Annotated in this window: 10 protein-coding genes and 1 pseudogene; 3 read left to right on the forward strand and 8 right to left on the reverse strand. The window is 39.1% G+C overall.

The features are described from left to right. Positions 1 to 29: 29 nt before the first annotated feature. Positions 30 to 2,765, reverse strand: a complete 2,736-nt coding sequence (locus ACHJH3_RS03135; RefSeq protein ID WP_407063545.1) for a M16 family metallopeptidase — start codon at positions 2,763 to 2,765, stop codon at positions 30 to 32. Positions 2,766 to 2,911: 146 nt separating this feature from the next. On the opposite strand from ACHJH3_RS03135, the gene dapB reads away from it, so the two are divergent. The 3 genes from dapB to purF are packed head-to-tail and all read left to right on the forward strand — an operon-like array spanning position 2,912 to position 5,339. Then, entirely contained in the window at positions 2,912 to 3,679 is a 768-nt protein-coding gene (dapB, locus tag ACHJH3_RS03140; RefSeq protein WP_407063546.1) for a 4-hydroxy-tetrahydrodipicolinate reductase, read from the forward strand. Positions 3,680 to 3,681: 2 nt separating this feature from the next. After that, positions 3,682 to 3,981 carry a DUF2314 domain-containing protein gene (locus ACHJH3_RS03145; RefSeq protein ID WP_407063547.1) on the forward strand — a complete coding sequence of 100 codons (300 nt, stop codon included), beginning with the start codon at positions 3,682 to 3,684 and terminating at the stop codon, positions 3,979 to 3,981. A 20-nt stretch (positions 3,982 to 4,001) separates the two neighbouring features. Then, positions 4,002 to 5,339, forward strand: a complete 1,338-nt coding sequence (gene purF / locus ACHJH3_RS03150; RefSeq protein ID WP_407063548.1) for an amidophosphoribosyltransferase — start codon at positions 4,002 to 4,004, stop codon at positions 5,337 to 5,339. A gap of 47 nt (positions 5,340 to 5,386) precedes the next feature. On the opposite strand, the gene ACHJH3_RS03155 is transcribed toward purF, so the two are convergent. From ACHJH3_RS03155 to ACHJH3_RS03185, 7 genes and pseudogenes are all read right to left on the reverse strand, one after another. After that, on the reverse strand, positions 5,387 to 5,941 hold the full coding sequence (locus ACHJH3_RS03155) for a DUF2393 family protein (RefSeq protein ID WP_407063549.1): 555 nt from the start codon (positions 5,939 to 5,941) through the stop codon (positions 5,387 to 5,389). Then, positions 5,941 to 6,468 carry a DUF2393 family protein gene (locus ACHJH3_RS03160; RefSeq protein WP_407063550.1) on the reverse strand — a complete coding sequence of 176 codons (528 nt, stop codon included), beginning with the start codon at positions 6,466 to 6,468 and terminating at the stop codon, positions 5,941 to 5,943. The genes ACHJH3_RS03155 and ACHJH3_RS03160 overlap by 1 nt, the downstream gene beginning before the upstream one ends. Then, a complete protein-coding gene (gene hisIE / locus ACHJH3_RS03165; protein ID WP_407063551.1) occupies positions 6,458 to 7,273 on the reverse strand; it encodes a bifunctional phosphoribosyl-AMP cyclohydrolase/phosphoribosyl-ATP diphosphatase HisIE in 816 nt (271 codons plus the stop codon). Before hisIE ends, ACHJH3_RS03160 begins: the two co-directional genes overlap by 11 nt. A 120-nt stretch (positions 7,274 to 7,393) precedes the next feature. After that, positions 7,394 to 8,494, reverse strand: a complete 1,101-nt coding sequence (locus ACHJH3_RS03170) for a prohibitin family protein (RefSeq protein WP_407063552.1) — start codon at positions 8,492 to 8,494, stop codon at positions 7,394 to 7,396. A gap of 20 nt (positions 8,495 to 8,514) precedes the next feature. After that, positions 8,515 to 9,429, reverse strand: a complete 915-nt coding sequence (locus tag ACHJH3_RS03175) for a branched-chain amino acid transaminase (RefSeq protein WP_407063553.1) — start codon at positions 9,427 to 9,429, stop codon at positions 8,515 to 8,517. Positions 9,430 to 9,701: 272 nt separating this feature from the next. Then, positions 9,702 to 11,142: pseudogene (locus tag ACHJH3_RS03180) on the reverse strand (aryl-sulfate sulfotransferase); the annotation flags it as partial. A 74-nt stretch (positions 11,143 to 11,216) separates the two neighbouring features. Next, complete coding sequence (locus ACHJH3_RS03185) at positions 11,217 to 13,094, reverse strand: aryl-sulfate sulfotransferase (protein WP_172197440.1); 1,878 nt, start codon at positions 13,092 to 13,094, stop codon at positions 11,217 to 11,219. Positions 13,095 to 13,738: the final 644 nt, after the last annotated feature.

The following is a 13,738-nucleotide window of genomic DNA, read 5'->3' on the forward strand; positions in this document are numbered from 1 at the left end:
TAAAGCGATCCACCGGACTCAAAAGCTAGTTATTTAGGATTATTAACGCTAATTACCTCGTTACTCTCATCAAGATAAAGTCTAGCCGCCTCTTTTATATCGTCATTGCTTAGCGAATTTATCGCATCTTCTTGCCACTTAAGATCAAAAAGCTCGCTGTCATATAGCCTATTTGCCGTGATATTTTTAAGCCAAAATTCAGGCTGATCGTGAGTTTGCTTAATGCGCAAAATGGCTGATTTTTTATAGTTTTCAAGATGCTCTTTCGTTGCACCCTCACTCTTTAGCTTCTTAATTATCGCCTTAACGCCACTTATCACATTATTTGTATTTTTTGGCGAGCAAGTAAAAGATATATTTGCGTTTGAACGATCATAAGGCTCCTTGCTAAGCTTAACCGCGACCGAAAATCCATAAGTTTCGCCCTTATCTTCTCTTATGTTTTCATAAAGAGCCATTTTAAAGACTGCACTTAGAGCTTGAGCTTTTATGGCGTTTAGTTGCGAAAATTTCACGCTTTCGTTTTTAAGATTGATAACCACGTCAGATCTAGGAGTAATCTGATAATCGCGCTCAAATTTATGCACGCCTTTTATGCTTCGCACACCGTCATCTACGAAATTCTCTTTGCTGTTTTTGCCTGGGATAGTGGCTATATATTTTGCGATTAAAGGCTCTAAAGTCTCCACTTCAAAATCGCCTACGAAAATAAAGTCAAACGAACTAGCATTAGTAAATTTGTCATTTACGATTTGCTTTAAGCTCTCAAGCTCAAGTGCGGCTATATCGCTCTTTTCAAGCGGTCTCATGCGCTCGTTATTGTCATATAAAAATTTCGTAAATTCGTTGCTAAATTTGTGCTCGGGTAAATTTTCTCGCTTGGTAAGCCTCTCTGTAGCGACGGTCTTAACCTGCTCAAGCGTCTTTTGATCAAGGCGCGGCGAGTTAAATTCAAGATGAATCGCCTCAAGAAGCCACTTGATATCCGCACGATTACTCTGTCCATAAAAACCTTGCGAAAGCAGATCGATACGCTTATCATATCCTACATATTTGCCGTTTAGGATTTTAGCCAGCTGATAGTTATTAAACTCCCCTGCTCCGCTTTCGTTTGAAACCTGCACGGCAAATCTGCCAAGCTTCGGATCGCTTAAATTTGAAACTCCGCCTTTGCTAACCGCCGCAAAAGTGATGTGATCCTTTTTGGTTTTAAGAGGCTTCAAGATCGCCGTAGCGCCGTTTTCAAGCTCAAGAGTAAAGATACCGCTCTTTTCGTCAAAAATTTTTGAAACTATCTTTTTTGGCTTTATATTTTCATCTACCAAATTTTTAGGAAGATTTGAAGACGAAATTCGAGTATCATAAGGCTTTGCGCTAGATTTTATCTCATCAAATTTAGTCTTTTCAAGCTTGAAATTTTTAACGCTAAAAACACTTACCGTTTCATTTTTAAGAGTCAATATTCGTCTAAATTCGGCATTTACCTCATCAAGAGTAACCTCATCTAAAAGCTTAAGCGCTAAATTTCTTGAGTCGGCTTCGCTTTGCAAGATGCTTCCCGCATCAAGAGAATTTAAAATTTCATTAGCTATATCTTCCGATTTTTTCGTTTTTGACTGAGCGTATCTGGCGTTTATGGAAGTTTTTAAATTTATCTTCGTATCATTAAAGTCACTCTCGTTAAAGCCAAATTTCCTCACTCCTTCGATCACGCCAAGCATATCTGATAGCGCGTCTTCATAGTCGTTTTTGATCACATTTGTGCTAAAGCTAAACATGCTTTGGCTAAATTCAAGCGATGAGGAGAAAAATCCCGCACGAAGAGACGAGCCCTCATCTATCATCTTCTTTTCATAAAGTGTTGAAAAAAGTTGCGAGATAAGCATGCGAGTTAAAATTTTGCGTGCATTTACCTCGTTATCTCTTGGCAGATACTCGTCGAAAAAGGCTATACTAATACTATCCGAACCGGTTTCGTTTGAATCATAGTTATAGATGTTAAATCCTGATTTTTCAGGGATTTTTCTGCTTGGCTGAAGATAGGAATTTGTATTTTTAACACTTGAGAAATTTGACTTGATCATCTGCTCTATCTTGCCTTTATCAAAATCCCCCACAGCTACGAATTCCATAAATCTAGGCTGATAAAGTCTCTCGTAAAAGGCTCTTATCTCGCCTACGCTTACATTTCTTATCACGTCCATATCGCCGATTGGCTCTTTGCCGTCATAAGCGCTTTTTGCGTACCAGTGCTTTGCTTGCTCTTTATAAAGCCTGTATGAAGGGGTATTTCTTGAGCGCTCCTCTTCGATGATGATACCCCGCTCCTTTTCAAGCTCGTTAGCATCAAAACTTATGCCGTCCATCCAGTTTGAAAAAACTTTAAAAACGTCATTTAAATTCTCGTCATTAACGCTTATTTTTAGGTTATAGCCCGTAGCGTCATAGCTCGTATAAGCGTTTAAATCGGCACCAAAAACTACGCCAAGACTTTCAAGCTTCCTAATCAGATCATTTTTCTTAAAATCCCTGCTTCCGTTAAACGCCATATGCTCCACAAAGTGCGCCAAGCCTCTTTCGCTTGCGTTTTCGTCGATTGAACCAACTCTAATCGTAAGATAAAAATAAGCCGTATCTTTTGGAAGAGAATTTTGCTTAATGTAGTACTTAAGCCCGTTTTCAAGCTCGCCTTTAGTTATATTTGTATCCCACGACATAGCAAAAGCCGCTACCGCCGTCAATAAAAAGAGTAAAAGTTTCCTCATTGTTTTCCTTTGATTTAAACAAACCGAAATTATATAAGAAGTTTTTTTAAAGATAGGAAAAAGTATTACGCAAGAGTGGTTACTAAATGAGCTTTTTATAAATTTTATGCTAAATTTTACAATCAAATTTTCAAAAAGGAAGTGATATGGTAAGAGTTGGAATTCACGGCGCAAGCGGCAAAATGGGAAAAATGATCATAGAGTGCTTGAAAGAAAACAAAGATGCAAAACTAACCGCCGCTTATACGATAGAGCCGATTGATTTTAGCTTACCGCAAGATGTCATAGTGACCGAAAATTTTAAAGAGCTGTTTGATAACTGCGATGTAGTGATTGATTTTACCATCAAAGAGGGTGCGATAAATTTGATAAATTATGCCAGAACCAACCCAAAACCGCTAGTAGTAGGCACAACCGGACTTGGCGAAGAGGGAGCAAATTTACTCAAAAGCGCAAGCCTTGCCATGCCGATCCTATATGCTACAAATATGAGTCTTGGAGTTGCGGTGCTAAACCGCCTTGCAAGCATAGCTTCAAAAGCGCTTAGGGAATTTGATATCGAGATAGTCGAGCAGCACCATAGGCACAAAAAAGACGCTCCAAGCGGCACTGCCATGACTTTGGGAGAACGCGTGGCGGAGGCTAGAAATTTAAAGCTAAAAGATGTGATGATAAGCGGCAGAGAAGGACTTGTAGGAGCAAGAAGCAAAGACGAGATAGCCTTGCTTGCCATGCGAGGAGGCGATGTCGTGGGAAGGCATACGGTGGGATTTTATAACGACGGAGAATTCATAGAGCTAAATCACACTGCAACTAGTCGCGCTACCTTTGCAAAAGGCGCTATAAAAGCCGCCATCTGGATAAACGCTCAAGAAAACGGGCTTTACGGGATTGATGACTGCTTAGGGCTTTAAGAGTGATAAAATTTAGCCTAGATAATACCGAAGAATACGAAAAAGAATTCGGCAAGGAATTTAAAATACCGCCGAAAAATGAGCGAACGGCTTTAAAAAAAGGCGATTTGGTAAAGCTTATTTTTAGATTTGAGGATAGCGATTTTGCGCAAGTTGAGCGAATGTGGGTTATGGTTGATGAAGCAAAAGACGGCTGTTTTATCGGAATACTTGATAATGAGCCTTTTACCAAAGGTAGCATTGAAGCGGGAGATCTCATAAAATTTGATCATACCAACGTGCTTGAAATTTATAAAGATTAATTTAAAACAAAAGGATAAAAATGTGTGCGATCGTCGGGATAATAAATTCTAAAAATGCGGCTAAAACTGCGTATTACGCGCTATTTGCTATGCAACATAGAGGGCAAGAGGCCAGCGGTATAAGCGCAAGCGATAACGGTCAAATAACTACTTTCAAAAAGCTAGGGCTGGTAACTGAAGTCTTTGACGAGGAGAGTTTTAAGCTGCTAAAAGGCGATATGGCGATAGGTCACAACCGCTACTCAACCGCCGGGAATGCATCTTTTGACGATGCTCAACCTATTGCCGCAAACTATAGTCTTGGCTCTATTTCGCTCGTGCATAACGGAAATTTGGTAAATAAAGACGAGACAAGAGAAGCGCTTATCAATGAAGGAGCGATATTTCAATCAAATATGGACACCGAAAACATCCTTCATCTAATCGCAAGAAGCAACAGCCAAAGCCTAAAAGAGCGCATTATAGAAGCAATTAAGAAGATTGTAGGCGCTTACTGCTTGCTAATCCAGTCGCGACATAAAATTTTTGCCATACGAGATAGATACGGCGTTCGTCCGCTCTCGCTTGGAAGGCTAAAAGACGGCGGATATATCGTAGCTAGTGAAACTTGTGCATTTGATCTAGTGGGAGCGAAATTCATAAGAGACGTAAAAGCCGGCGAGATGATAATCTTTGAAAACGGCAAAGACGAATTTGAGAGCATTCAGCTTTTTGAGCCCGAGCCTAGAATTTGTGCGTTTGAATACATCTATTTCGCGCGCCCCGATAGCGTAATAGAAGGTAAAAGCGTCTATGAAGCCCGCAAAAGAATGGGCGCGGCACTTGCTAAAAAGAGCAAAATCAAAGCCGATTTCGTAGTGCCGGTGCCTGATAGCGGTGTGCCTGCGGCGCTTGGCTTTGCAAACGAGAGCAAAATTCCCTTTGAGCTTGCCATAGTGCGTAACCACTACGTAGGAAGAACATTCATAGAGCCTTCGCAAGAGACACGCGATCTTAAGGTAAAGCTCAAGCTAAACCCTATGTCAAGCGTTCTTGAGGGCAAAAGCATAGTCGTCGTAGATGATAGCATCGTGCGAGGCACCACTTCCAAAAAAGTTGTAGAGCTGTTGCGTGCGGCGGGCGCTAAAGAGGTGCATTTCAAAGCTGCTTGCCCTGAGCTAAAATACCCTGAAAGATACGGCATAGACACTCCAAGCTTTGAAGAGCTGATAAGCGCAAATAAAAACGTCGAAGAGGTGCGTAAATTTATAGGCGCGGACAGCCTTGAGTTTTTAGGCATTGACGAGCTGGTAACTAGCCTTGGAGACGAGCGCAGATACTCGCTTGTAAGCTTTGACGGGGATTATTTTATAAAGTAAATTTTATAAATTCGGCAAAAATTTGCCGAATTTAAACTATAATAAACCTAACTACAACTTAACTTCGTAACAAAAGTAGGCTTCTTAAAATAAGGCGGATAAGGCATAGAGACGCTGAAATTTCTAAATTCTTTGGCTTTTAAATTTTTAGCGATGCTAAATTTATACTCGACGGTATTTGGTCTTTCGTCTTTACTATCGCCTAGTTTCATCCAAGAAAATAGCGAAAGCCCGCTTGGTTTAAAGAGAGATTCGCCCTTGAGACTTTCTCGATTGAGCGGATCGTTAATAAGCTTGATAATAATCTTGCAGTTTGCTATATCAAACGAGCCTATATTTCGCACGACGCCTTTAAAAACTATAGTTTCGTTTATCAAAACGCGCTGATTGGTAACTTTCTCAAGAACGGCTTTTTTGGTGTATTTATCAACAACAAACATTAAAAATACGCCTATTAAAAGAGTTACTACGAAATTTATAACGACAAGAGAGATAAAAATTTTTCTATTTTGTTCGTGTTGCGAAAGATAAATCAAAAGCGCAGAAAGCAACAGTAAAGATACAATAATAAGAATATGAAAAATATTAAAATAACCAGCCATCAATAACACTCCGAAGTAGCTATTATATCGTAATTTTCAAATCTAAATCCATCTATCACGCTTTGCTCTTGTGTTGTTTCGCCTGCGTTAAGGCTCTCTTTTAGCACCAAATTTGACTTTAAGAAAGGCTTTAGTTTATTTAATTCGTTTTTTATAAAATTTGATGATGGAGTATAAAATTTAAGCTTTATACTACAGTATTTAAAAGAATTTGCGGATAAATTTGTAAGATTTAGATCCACAATCAAAGTATTTGAGTATGTAAGCTGCTTTGTGTCCGTTATGAGCACGCTTCTTTGCCTTAAATTTTCATCTAAAAATTTATGCAAATAAAACGCGCCGAATAAGAAAGCAAAGATAGTTAAGACAAACATCAAAACGCCTGCTAACGGATGCTTGGACATGATATAAAAGCAAGCAAAAACGATAGTAAAAAAGAGTAAAACAAGCCAAACATAAGAAGCAAAATCAATCCATCCAAGATGAGTGAGATAAAAATTTATCCCCTGCTTGAGCTCATTTATCATCTCTTGAGTTCTTCTCCTCTATCCCGCTTAGACCCATACGTCTTGCAAGTTCGGCTTTAACGCGCTCAGGATGAATTCCGTGCAGTGCAAGCGCTACAAGCGAATGAAAGCACAGATCAGCCGCCTCGTAAATCATATCGTTTTTGGATTTTTCAAGCATTTCATCAAGCAAATTTTGCTCTATTTTTTGATTTTCCTTAGGTTGCGAGGATAAAATTTTAATCTCGTCCTTGTATTTTGAGACATCCTTACAAGCCATCACAAATTCGGTTGCTTCTTCCCCGACTTTTTTAAGTATGGCATTTTCGCCCTTTGCAAAAAGACTTGCAATGTATGAATTTTTAGTGTCCGCATTTAGTTTGCGCTCAAGTATGGTGTGATAAATTTCATCGATTACACCGTAATTTGGCTTTGTAGATAAGCTTGAATCGGAGTTTAAATTTTTAGCCTCTTTAAATTCTCCCTGCAAGCCAAAATCCGCTTGGTCTTTAAGTTCAAATTCTTTAAAAAAGCAGCTCTTTGCTCCAGTATGACAAGCCACTCCACCAAATTGCTTAACTTTCATTAAAAGCGTGTCGTTATCGCAATCAAGACACATAGACTCGATCTTTTGGATATTGCCGCTCTCTTCGCCCTTTTTCCAAATTCTATTTTTAGTGCGAGAAAAGTAGTGAGCAAAGCCCGTTTGCATGCTTAAATTTAAAGCCTCTTCGTTCATATATGCAAGCATTAAAACTTCGTTCGTTGCGCTTTCTTGCACGATTACGGGCAAAAGCCCCGCAACCTTATCCCAATCGATTTTCATTTAATCCTCTCATATATGTTTAGAGTAAATTAGCGATATCAAATTCACAAATCGAGTCGCCTTGCGATAAAATTTGATACAGATCGCTAAAAACTAGCAATCTGAAAATCAAAATTTATTTTATCTATCCATAGCCGACTGTTTGGCTTTATCTTTAGTATCAACCCAGATATTTGGCACCGCACCGCCAGGAGTTAGGAAAATTTTAGCATCTTTATTATCGCGTAACGCTTCGTTAAATTTACCTTGAGTTTCGATCTGTTTTAGCTCAAGCAAGTTGCCATCCAAGCTCTTTGCGACCTCTCTGTTTGCGTAAGCTTGAGCGTCGGCTTCTATCTTAACGGCATCAGCTTTACCCTTTGCTTCGATGATAGCCGCTTTTGCCGTACCTTCAGCAAGAGCGGCTTTTTTAAGAGCCTCTTGATTTGCTCTTTCTACTTCGTATTTGGTTCTTTCCGCCTCTTGTTTTGCTATTTGAACGCGCTCGATCTGCTCTTTTACTTTTTCAGGAAGGATGATCTCGCGAAGTTGGACCGTAAGCAACTCAACAGGCTTATTTGGCTGAGAATCGATATCTTTACGAATTCCGTCATCAATCGCGGCCGCTATCTCGTTTCGCTTGGTAGGAAGCTCTTCTGCGGTGTATTTACCCGCTATACTTCGCACCACATCACGCACGACAGGATCTACGATCTTGTTTTCCCAGCTTAAGCCCCAAGACGCGATAGTCTGAGGCGCATTTTCAGGATTTAGGCGGTATTGAACAGTTATATCAATACTTACAGGCAAGTTTCTAGCGTCCAAAACCGAGATAGAATTCTTGCGTATGATACCTACTTGACTTTGCCCTGAGTAGTTTTTAGCCTCACCCATATCTTCGCCTGAAGTATAGTTTATAAGGCGCACTCTCGTATCTACGATGATGACCTTTTGTATAAACGGGATAAAGAAGTGAAAGCCCGGCTGCATAGGCGAAGCATCGTATTTACCTGCGGTTGCCTTGATGCCGACTTCGCCCGAATTTATCACCACAAAAGGCTGAGTGATGGCTAAGACCGCTATAATCACGATGATAACATAAGCAAGTCCTGACATTTTGCCGAAATTTTTAGGCAAATTCGGAGTTTTAAAATTTAGCTTTGGCCCTTGATTATCATTGCCGCCGCCTCCGCCGCTATTTGAGTTTCGTTTTTTAAAATAATCATTTAAATCTGCTGGCATTCATATCCTTGTTTAGAATTTTAAATATAAGTTAGCATTGAAGCGTATTTTGGATTTCGTCCGTAAACTACGTCAAAATAAGCATCTTGCAGCTTTTTAGTAACTTCGCCTCGTCTTCCGCTTCCGATAACTCTAGCGTCGATGCTACTTATCGGAGTTACCTCAGCAGCCGTTCCCGTAAAGAAGGCCTCATCGGCTACGTAAGCCTGATCTCTCGTGATACGCTCGCGGCGAACTTCATAGCCTAAATCTTTTGCGATTTTAATAACGGTATCTTGAGTAATGCTTGCTAGGCTATTGTCATTTGGAGGAGTTACGATGGTTCCGTTTTCCACTATGAAAAAGCACTCGCCCGGACCTTCTGCTACGAAGCCTTCACCGTCTAAAAGTAGCGCCTCATCGTAGCCTGCATCTTTTGCCTCATAATTTGCCATTTGCGAGCTTAGATAGTTTGAACTGGCTTTGGCTCTATTCATTTGTCCTGCCGGATTTAGCTTAGCAAAGCTTGAAATTTTAACTCTAATACCCTTTTCAAGTCCCTCATCGCCAAGATAAGCGCCCCACTCCCAAGCTGCGATTGCAGTTTGAACGGGAGCTTTTGTGTGAGCTAGCCCCATTATGCCGTAGCCTAAAAATATAAGCGGGCGAATATATACGTTGCCGTTAAATTTATTAGCCTTTAAAAGCTCTATTTGTGCGTTTTCAAGCTCTTTTTGAGTATAAGGGCAATTTAAAATTGTCATTTTTGCAGACTTTAAAAGCCTATTTGTGTGATCTTGCAATCTAAATATTGCCAAACCTTTATCAGTTTTATAGGCTCTTGTGCCTTCAAAAACGGCATTTGAATAGTGAAGAGAGTGAGTTAAAACATGAACTTTAGCCTCATCCCATTTTATTAATTTTCCATCCATCCAGATAAATTCCGAAGCATTCATCTTGTGCCTTTCATCTTGTAAAATTTACGGAGTTTAGCAAAATAATCTTTAAAATTTAATTGTTTTGTAAATAAACACGAAAAAGCTCCATTAAAACCTTGTAAATACAAAAGAAAATCATATAACGACGTCGGCAAATAAAATTTAAAAATTTAAGAATATAAAAAAGAAAAATTCCAAAGATAAAAATTTAAATAAGGACATTAAATTCAAGATAAATTTAAAAGAAAATTAAAGAGCCAAGCGGTATCGCTTAGCTCAAATCGGGAGTATTATTTAGAGAATGCCTTTTCTATACTAAACGGAAACGCTTGATAACCCATAGCGTTTGTCATTTTAATCTCGATTGAAGGCTCTTTTGCACCCCATTCAAATTCGTTGATATGAGGGCTTGGTACGCCTACAGGTTTGCCCGCTGCGATGTCAAACTGCATTCCGGCAACTGCCGAATAAGCAAATACGCTATCAAGGTCGTCTTGGTACTCAGCAAGGCTGGTTACCGAGCTATACCAATCGGCTCCTCTTTGCTTGCCGTATTCCCAAACTTGTTCTACGGTTTTAGCCTTCTCGTCTACCTTATAAACTACCGCACGAGAGTATTTCATGCCCGCTATTGCAGGCTGCTCAAATCCTCTGCTGTCGCCGTTGTCAAATACGGTTAGATACACTAATCCTTTTTTGGATTTGCTATCGATTCTAAATGCAGTGTGCTGAGTGTATTGCCAGTCAAATCCGCCCGTATCGCTTTCATATCCCGGGCATTTTGTGTAGTCATCTTCACAAACGATCTTTTTGCCGTTTTTATCTACAGGCTGTAAAAGAGCGCCTTTAAATTTCTCGCTCCAGCCTTTATGTCCGCCGATTATCCACTTAACTTTCTTGTCGCGTCCGATTTTGATAACCGCATTTTGGTGGCGTGAGCTTATGATGATACTATCGTCGCTTGGGTCGTGATCCACACTATTTACGTGAGCCCAGTTGTGTCCCGGTCCACTTCTTACGATATCGCCCCATTTCAGGAAGTTCGCGGTTAAAAATTTCGCGTCCTAAGATATCGTATTTAACGTATCTTTGTCCATATCCCCAAGTGATAGCTCCGTCTTTATTTTGTTTAAAGCCCATCATAACGCCCGCGTTAAAAGGCTTTTTAAGGTCATAAATTTTGCTAGGCTCAAGATACCATCTAACTTCACCTTTGGTATCAAGGATGAAGTTGCTAGGCGTATAGTTCCACTCAAGAGCTCCGCCTGCAGGGTTGTTCCAAACCACCTTAGTGCCTTTGCCCGTTTTATTATAGAAGTTATTTACATAGTAAAGTCTATTTTCAAATTTCTTACTTGGAGCTTTTGTAACCTCGATCTTATCAAATAAAGCTCCCTTTTGGCTTGGGTGCCCCGTAGCCTCAAGATAGATAGCCGGAGCGTAAATTTTATACGTCTCTTTTATCCTCTCCTCTTTGCCTTTATAGGTTTTTGTGTATTCTACTTCGACCTTATTTTGATAGTCGGCATACATGCCAAATACGGGAATTCCGCCGTGAGTGCGAAGGTGCTTGTTGGCTACGTCATAGCTTATTAATTGTCCGCCAGGTTTTGGGACGATAGTTACTTTGGCGTCTTTTATGTCGTATCCGCCGTTTTTAATAACAGCCGTTAAAGGTGCGCTATCATAAGGATTTACTGCAACTTCTCCTAGTTTTCGCGCAATAGCGTAATATGCTATGTTTTAAATTATAAATTTTAGTATATCCCCCAAGAAGATCTTGGGGGAGGGAATTCTAGTAGTTATTATTTTTTGCTTTTAACTTTGCGGTCAAATGCTTTATCAAGATGTATAGGTATGGCTTGATATCCTATGCCTGTTCCTTCAAATTTCATTTGAAGACCAGGCTCGGTAGATCCCCACTTAAACTCAAGCAGCTCAGGTGCAGGCTCTCCTACAGGAACGCCTTTTGACAAGTCAAACTGCATGCCCGCCGTTGCAGAATAAACTAGCAATGAGTCTTTATCGTCATGGTATTCAGTAAGGCTCGTAACCGCACTAAACCAATCTCCGCCTCTTTGTTTGCCGTATTCCCAAACTTGCTCTATAGTCATTTTGTTTTGATCTATCTTATAAACAACACCGCGTGAGTATTTCATACTAGCAAGAGCAGGTTGCTCCATACCGCGGCTATCTCCGTTATCAAAAGCGGCTAGATAAAGGATGTCTTTATTTGTTTTTGAATCGATAATAAACGCCGTATGTTGTGTCCAAGTCCAGTCAAATCCGCCTTTTTCGTTTGTGTATCCAGGGCATTTGCTATACTCGTCCTCGCAAACGATTTTGTTTCCTTTGCTATCGACAGGTTGCAATAGGTATTTTTTAAATTTCTCACCCCAACCTTTGTGAGGACCGACTATCCATTTGATTTTCTTATCGCGTCCGATTTTTACCATCGCATTTTGGTGGCGGCTGGAAACTACTATAGAATCATCATTTGGATCATAATCAACGCTATTTACGTGAGCCCAGTTTCTGCCTATTCCGGTTCCCGCTATATCGCCAAATTGATTATTTTCATCAAGCTTAGCCAGCTCGTCAGCTCCTATAGTATGTCCAGCTTGAGAAGCATCGACGTTTAAGCAAACGGCTCCTTGGTCAAGAACCATGATAGCATCGGCTCTATAAGGATCCATGATCTCATAAAGTCTCCAATCGTCTACGACATATCCGTCTTTATCAACCTCTACTATCGTATCTCTAACGGTTCTAACGTTTTTGCCGTCAGGGCGTTTTGTGTTAGATGAGCCGACTCTTAGTAGATAGTTGCCGTTTTGTGCGTTATTTAAAGAGTGAGAGAAGTCGTTATAAGCAAGCGGAAGCTGGCGATCAAAAATTTGTCTTCCCATCAAATCGTATTTAACATATCTTTGTCCAAAGCCCCAAGCAAGAGCTCCGTCATTATCTTGCCTAAATCCCATTTGAATACCGGTTCTATAGATATTGCCAAAATCCAAAAGCTTGTCTGAGTCAAAATACCATCTAACCTCGCCTTTTGTATCTACTATAAATGAATTTGAAGCGTCATTCCACTCCAAAGCGCCACCTGAAGGGTTATTCCAAACGGCTTGAGAGCTTCTACCCGGAGCTTTTCCCGGAACGTTGTTTATAAGATATAATCTATCTGCAAATTCCTTATCGGCTTTTACAACGGTTACTTTTTCAAAAGGAACTCCCGTTTGCATAGTAAGTCCTGACGGAGTAAGTCCTATGCCGCCTGTCGTTACTTGATACTTTTCGGTAATAGTTTCATCCTTAAAGCCCATGGCTGATTTAGTATAAGTAACTTCAACCGTATTCTTATAAGACGGATATAGTCCAAAAACCGGGATACCGCCGTAAGTTTTTACCGTTTGGTTATCTACCTTATAGCTGATAGTTTGACCTCCCGGTTTTGGAACGATAGTTACTTTAACGTCTGATAAAACATAGCCGCCGTTAGTAATGATAGCTGTTAAAGGTGCATATCCGTAAGGATTCATCTTAACAACTCCAAGCTTGCCTTGTTGTTGATAATCATTCTTTGGACCGCTTGGACCGCCTATAGCAAGAGAAGAAGTAGTTAAGCCTCCGACTAGTAGCCCTGCCACAACAATTGATGAAAGTAAATTTCTAGCCTTCATACGGACTCCTTTAATTATAGATTTTGTAAATTTTACTTTAAAAGTAAAATTTATCAAACCTACCTGTCAAAATAGAATACAAGATAGATTTTTTGACTTTTTTTAATACTATTTCTTATAAAATTTTATTAGTGTAATTTTAAAAAAATTTACTAACATAAAAATCACACAAATATTAAAATATCTTTAAATAATTTTACATAATATAAACTTCTTATAAAATTTAAATTTGCGAACAGTTATTAAAATTTGAACTGAATTTTATCATTAAAATATCACTAAAATACCTAATTATAAATTAATACAACAAAATATCTAAAAAATAATCAAGCTAATAAAATTATATAAATTTAAATGCTGCTAAATAATAGTTGCGGCTTTATCAGCAGATACGGATCTTAAATTTAAGAACAAATTTATATTATTTTTTCCTTAAAAAACTTTTGTTTATATGATTATAACTACCGATAGATTATATAAATTTTAGATATATAGGCATAAAATTAAATTAAAAAATAAATTTTATATATATTAAAGATTATAAAATTTCAGTTATGAGAAAAGTGTTGATTAAAAATTTTACACATTGCATAAAAACTTTTTTGATATTAATAAAAAGCAACTTCTAGTCTATGGGGTTCATT

The sequence above is a fragment of the Campylobacter canis genome (assembly GCF_045504005.1).
GTDB classification, from domain to species: Bacteria; Campylobacterota; Campylobacteria; order Campylobacterales; family Campylobacteraceae; genus Campylobacter_A; species Campylobacter_A canis.

What these genes read in the sequence shown, in the direction of transcription:
- ACHJH3_RS03135 (WP_407063545.1), bottom strand. Translation starts at nt 2,765, where the DNA reads ATGAGGAAACTTTTACTCTTTTTATTGACGGCGGTAGCGGCTTTTGCT.
- purF (WP_407063548.1), top strand. Translation starts at nt 4,002, where the DNA reads ATGTGTGCGATCGTCGGGATAATAAATTCTAAAAATGCGGCTAAAACT.
- ACHJH3_RS03155 (WP_407063549.1), bottom strand. Translation starts at nt 5,941, where the DNA reads ATGGCTGGTTATTTTAATATTTTTCATATTCTTATTATTGTATCTTTA.
- ACHJH3_RS03170 (WP_407063552.1), bottom strand. Translation starts at nt 8,494, where the DNA reads ATGCCAGCAGATTTAAATGATTATTTTAAAAAACGAAACTCAAATAGC.
- dapB (WP_407063546.1), top strand. Translation starts at nt 2,912, where the DNA reads ATGGTAAGAGTTGGAATTCACGGCGCAAGCGGCAAAATGGGAAAAATG.
- hisIE (WP_407063551.1), bottom strand. Translation starts at nt 7,273, where the DNA reads ATGAAAATCGATTGGGATAAGGTTGCGGGGCTTTTGCCCGTAATCGTG.
- ACHJH3_RS03185 (WP_172197440.1), bottom strand. Translation starts at nt 13,094, where the DNA reads ATGAAGGCTAGAAATTTACTTTCATCAATTGTTGTGGCAGGGCTACTA.
- ACHJH3_RS03175 (WP_407063553.1), bottom strand. Translation starts at nt 9,429, where the DNA reads ATGAATGCTTCGGAATTTATCTGGATGGATGGAAAATTAATAAAATGG.
- ACHJH3_RS03160 (WP_407063550.1), bottom strand. Translation starts at nt 6,468, where the DNA reads ATGATAAATGAGCTCAAGCAGGGGATAAATTTTTATCTCACTCATCTT.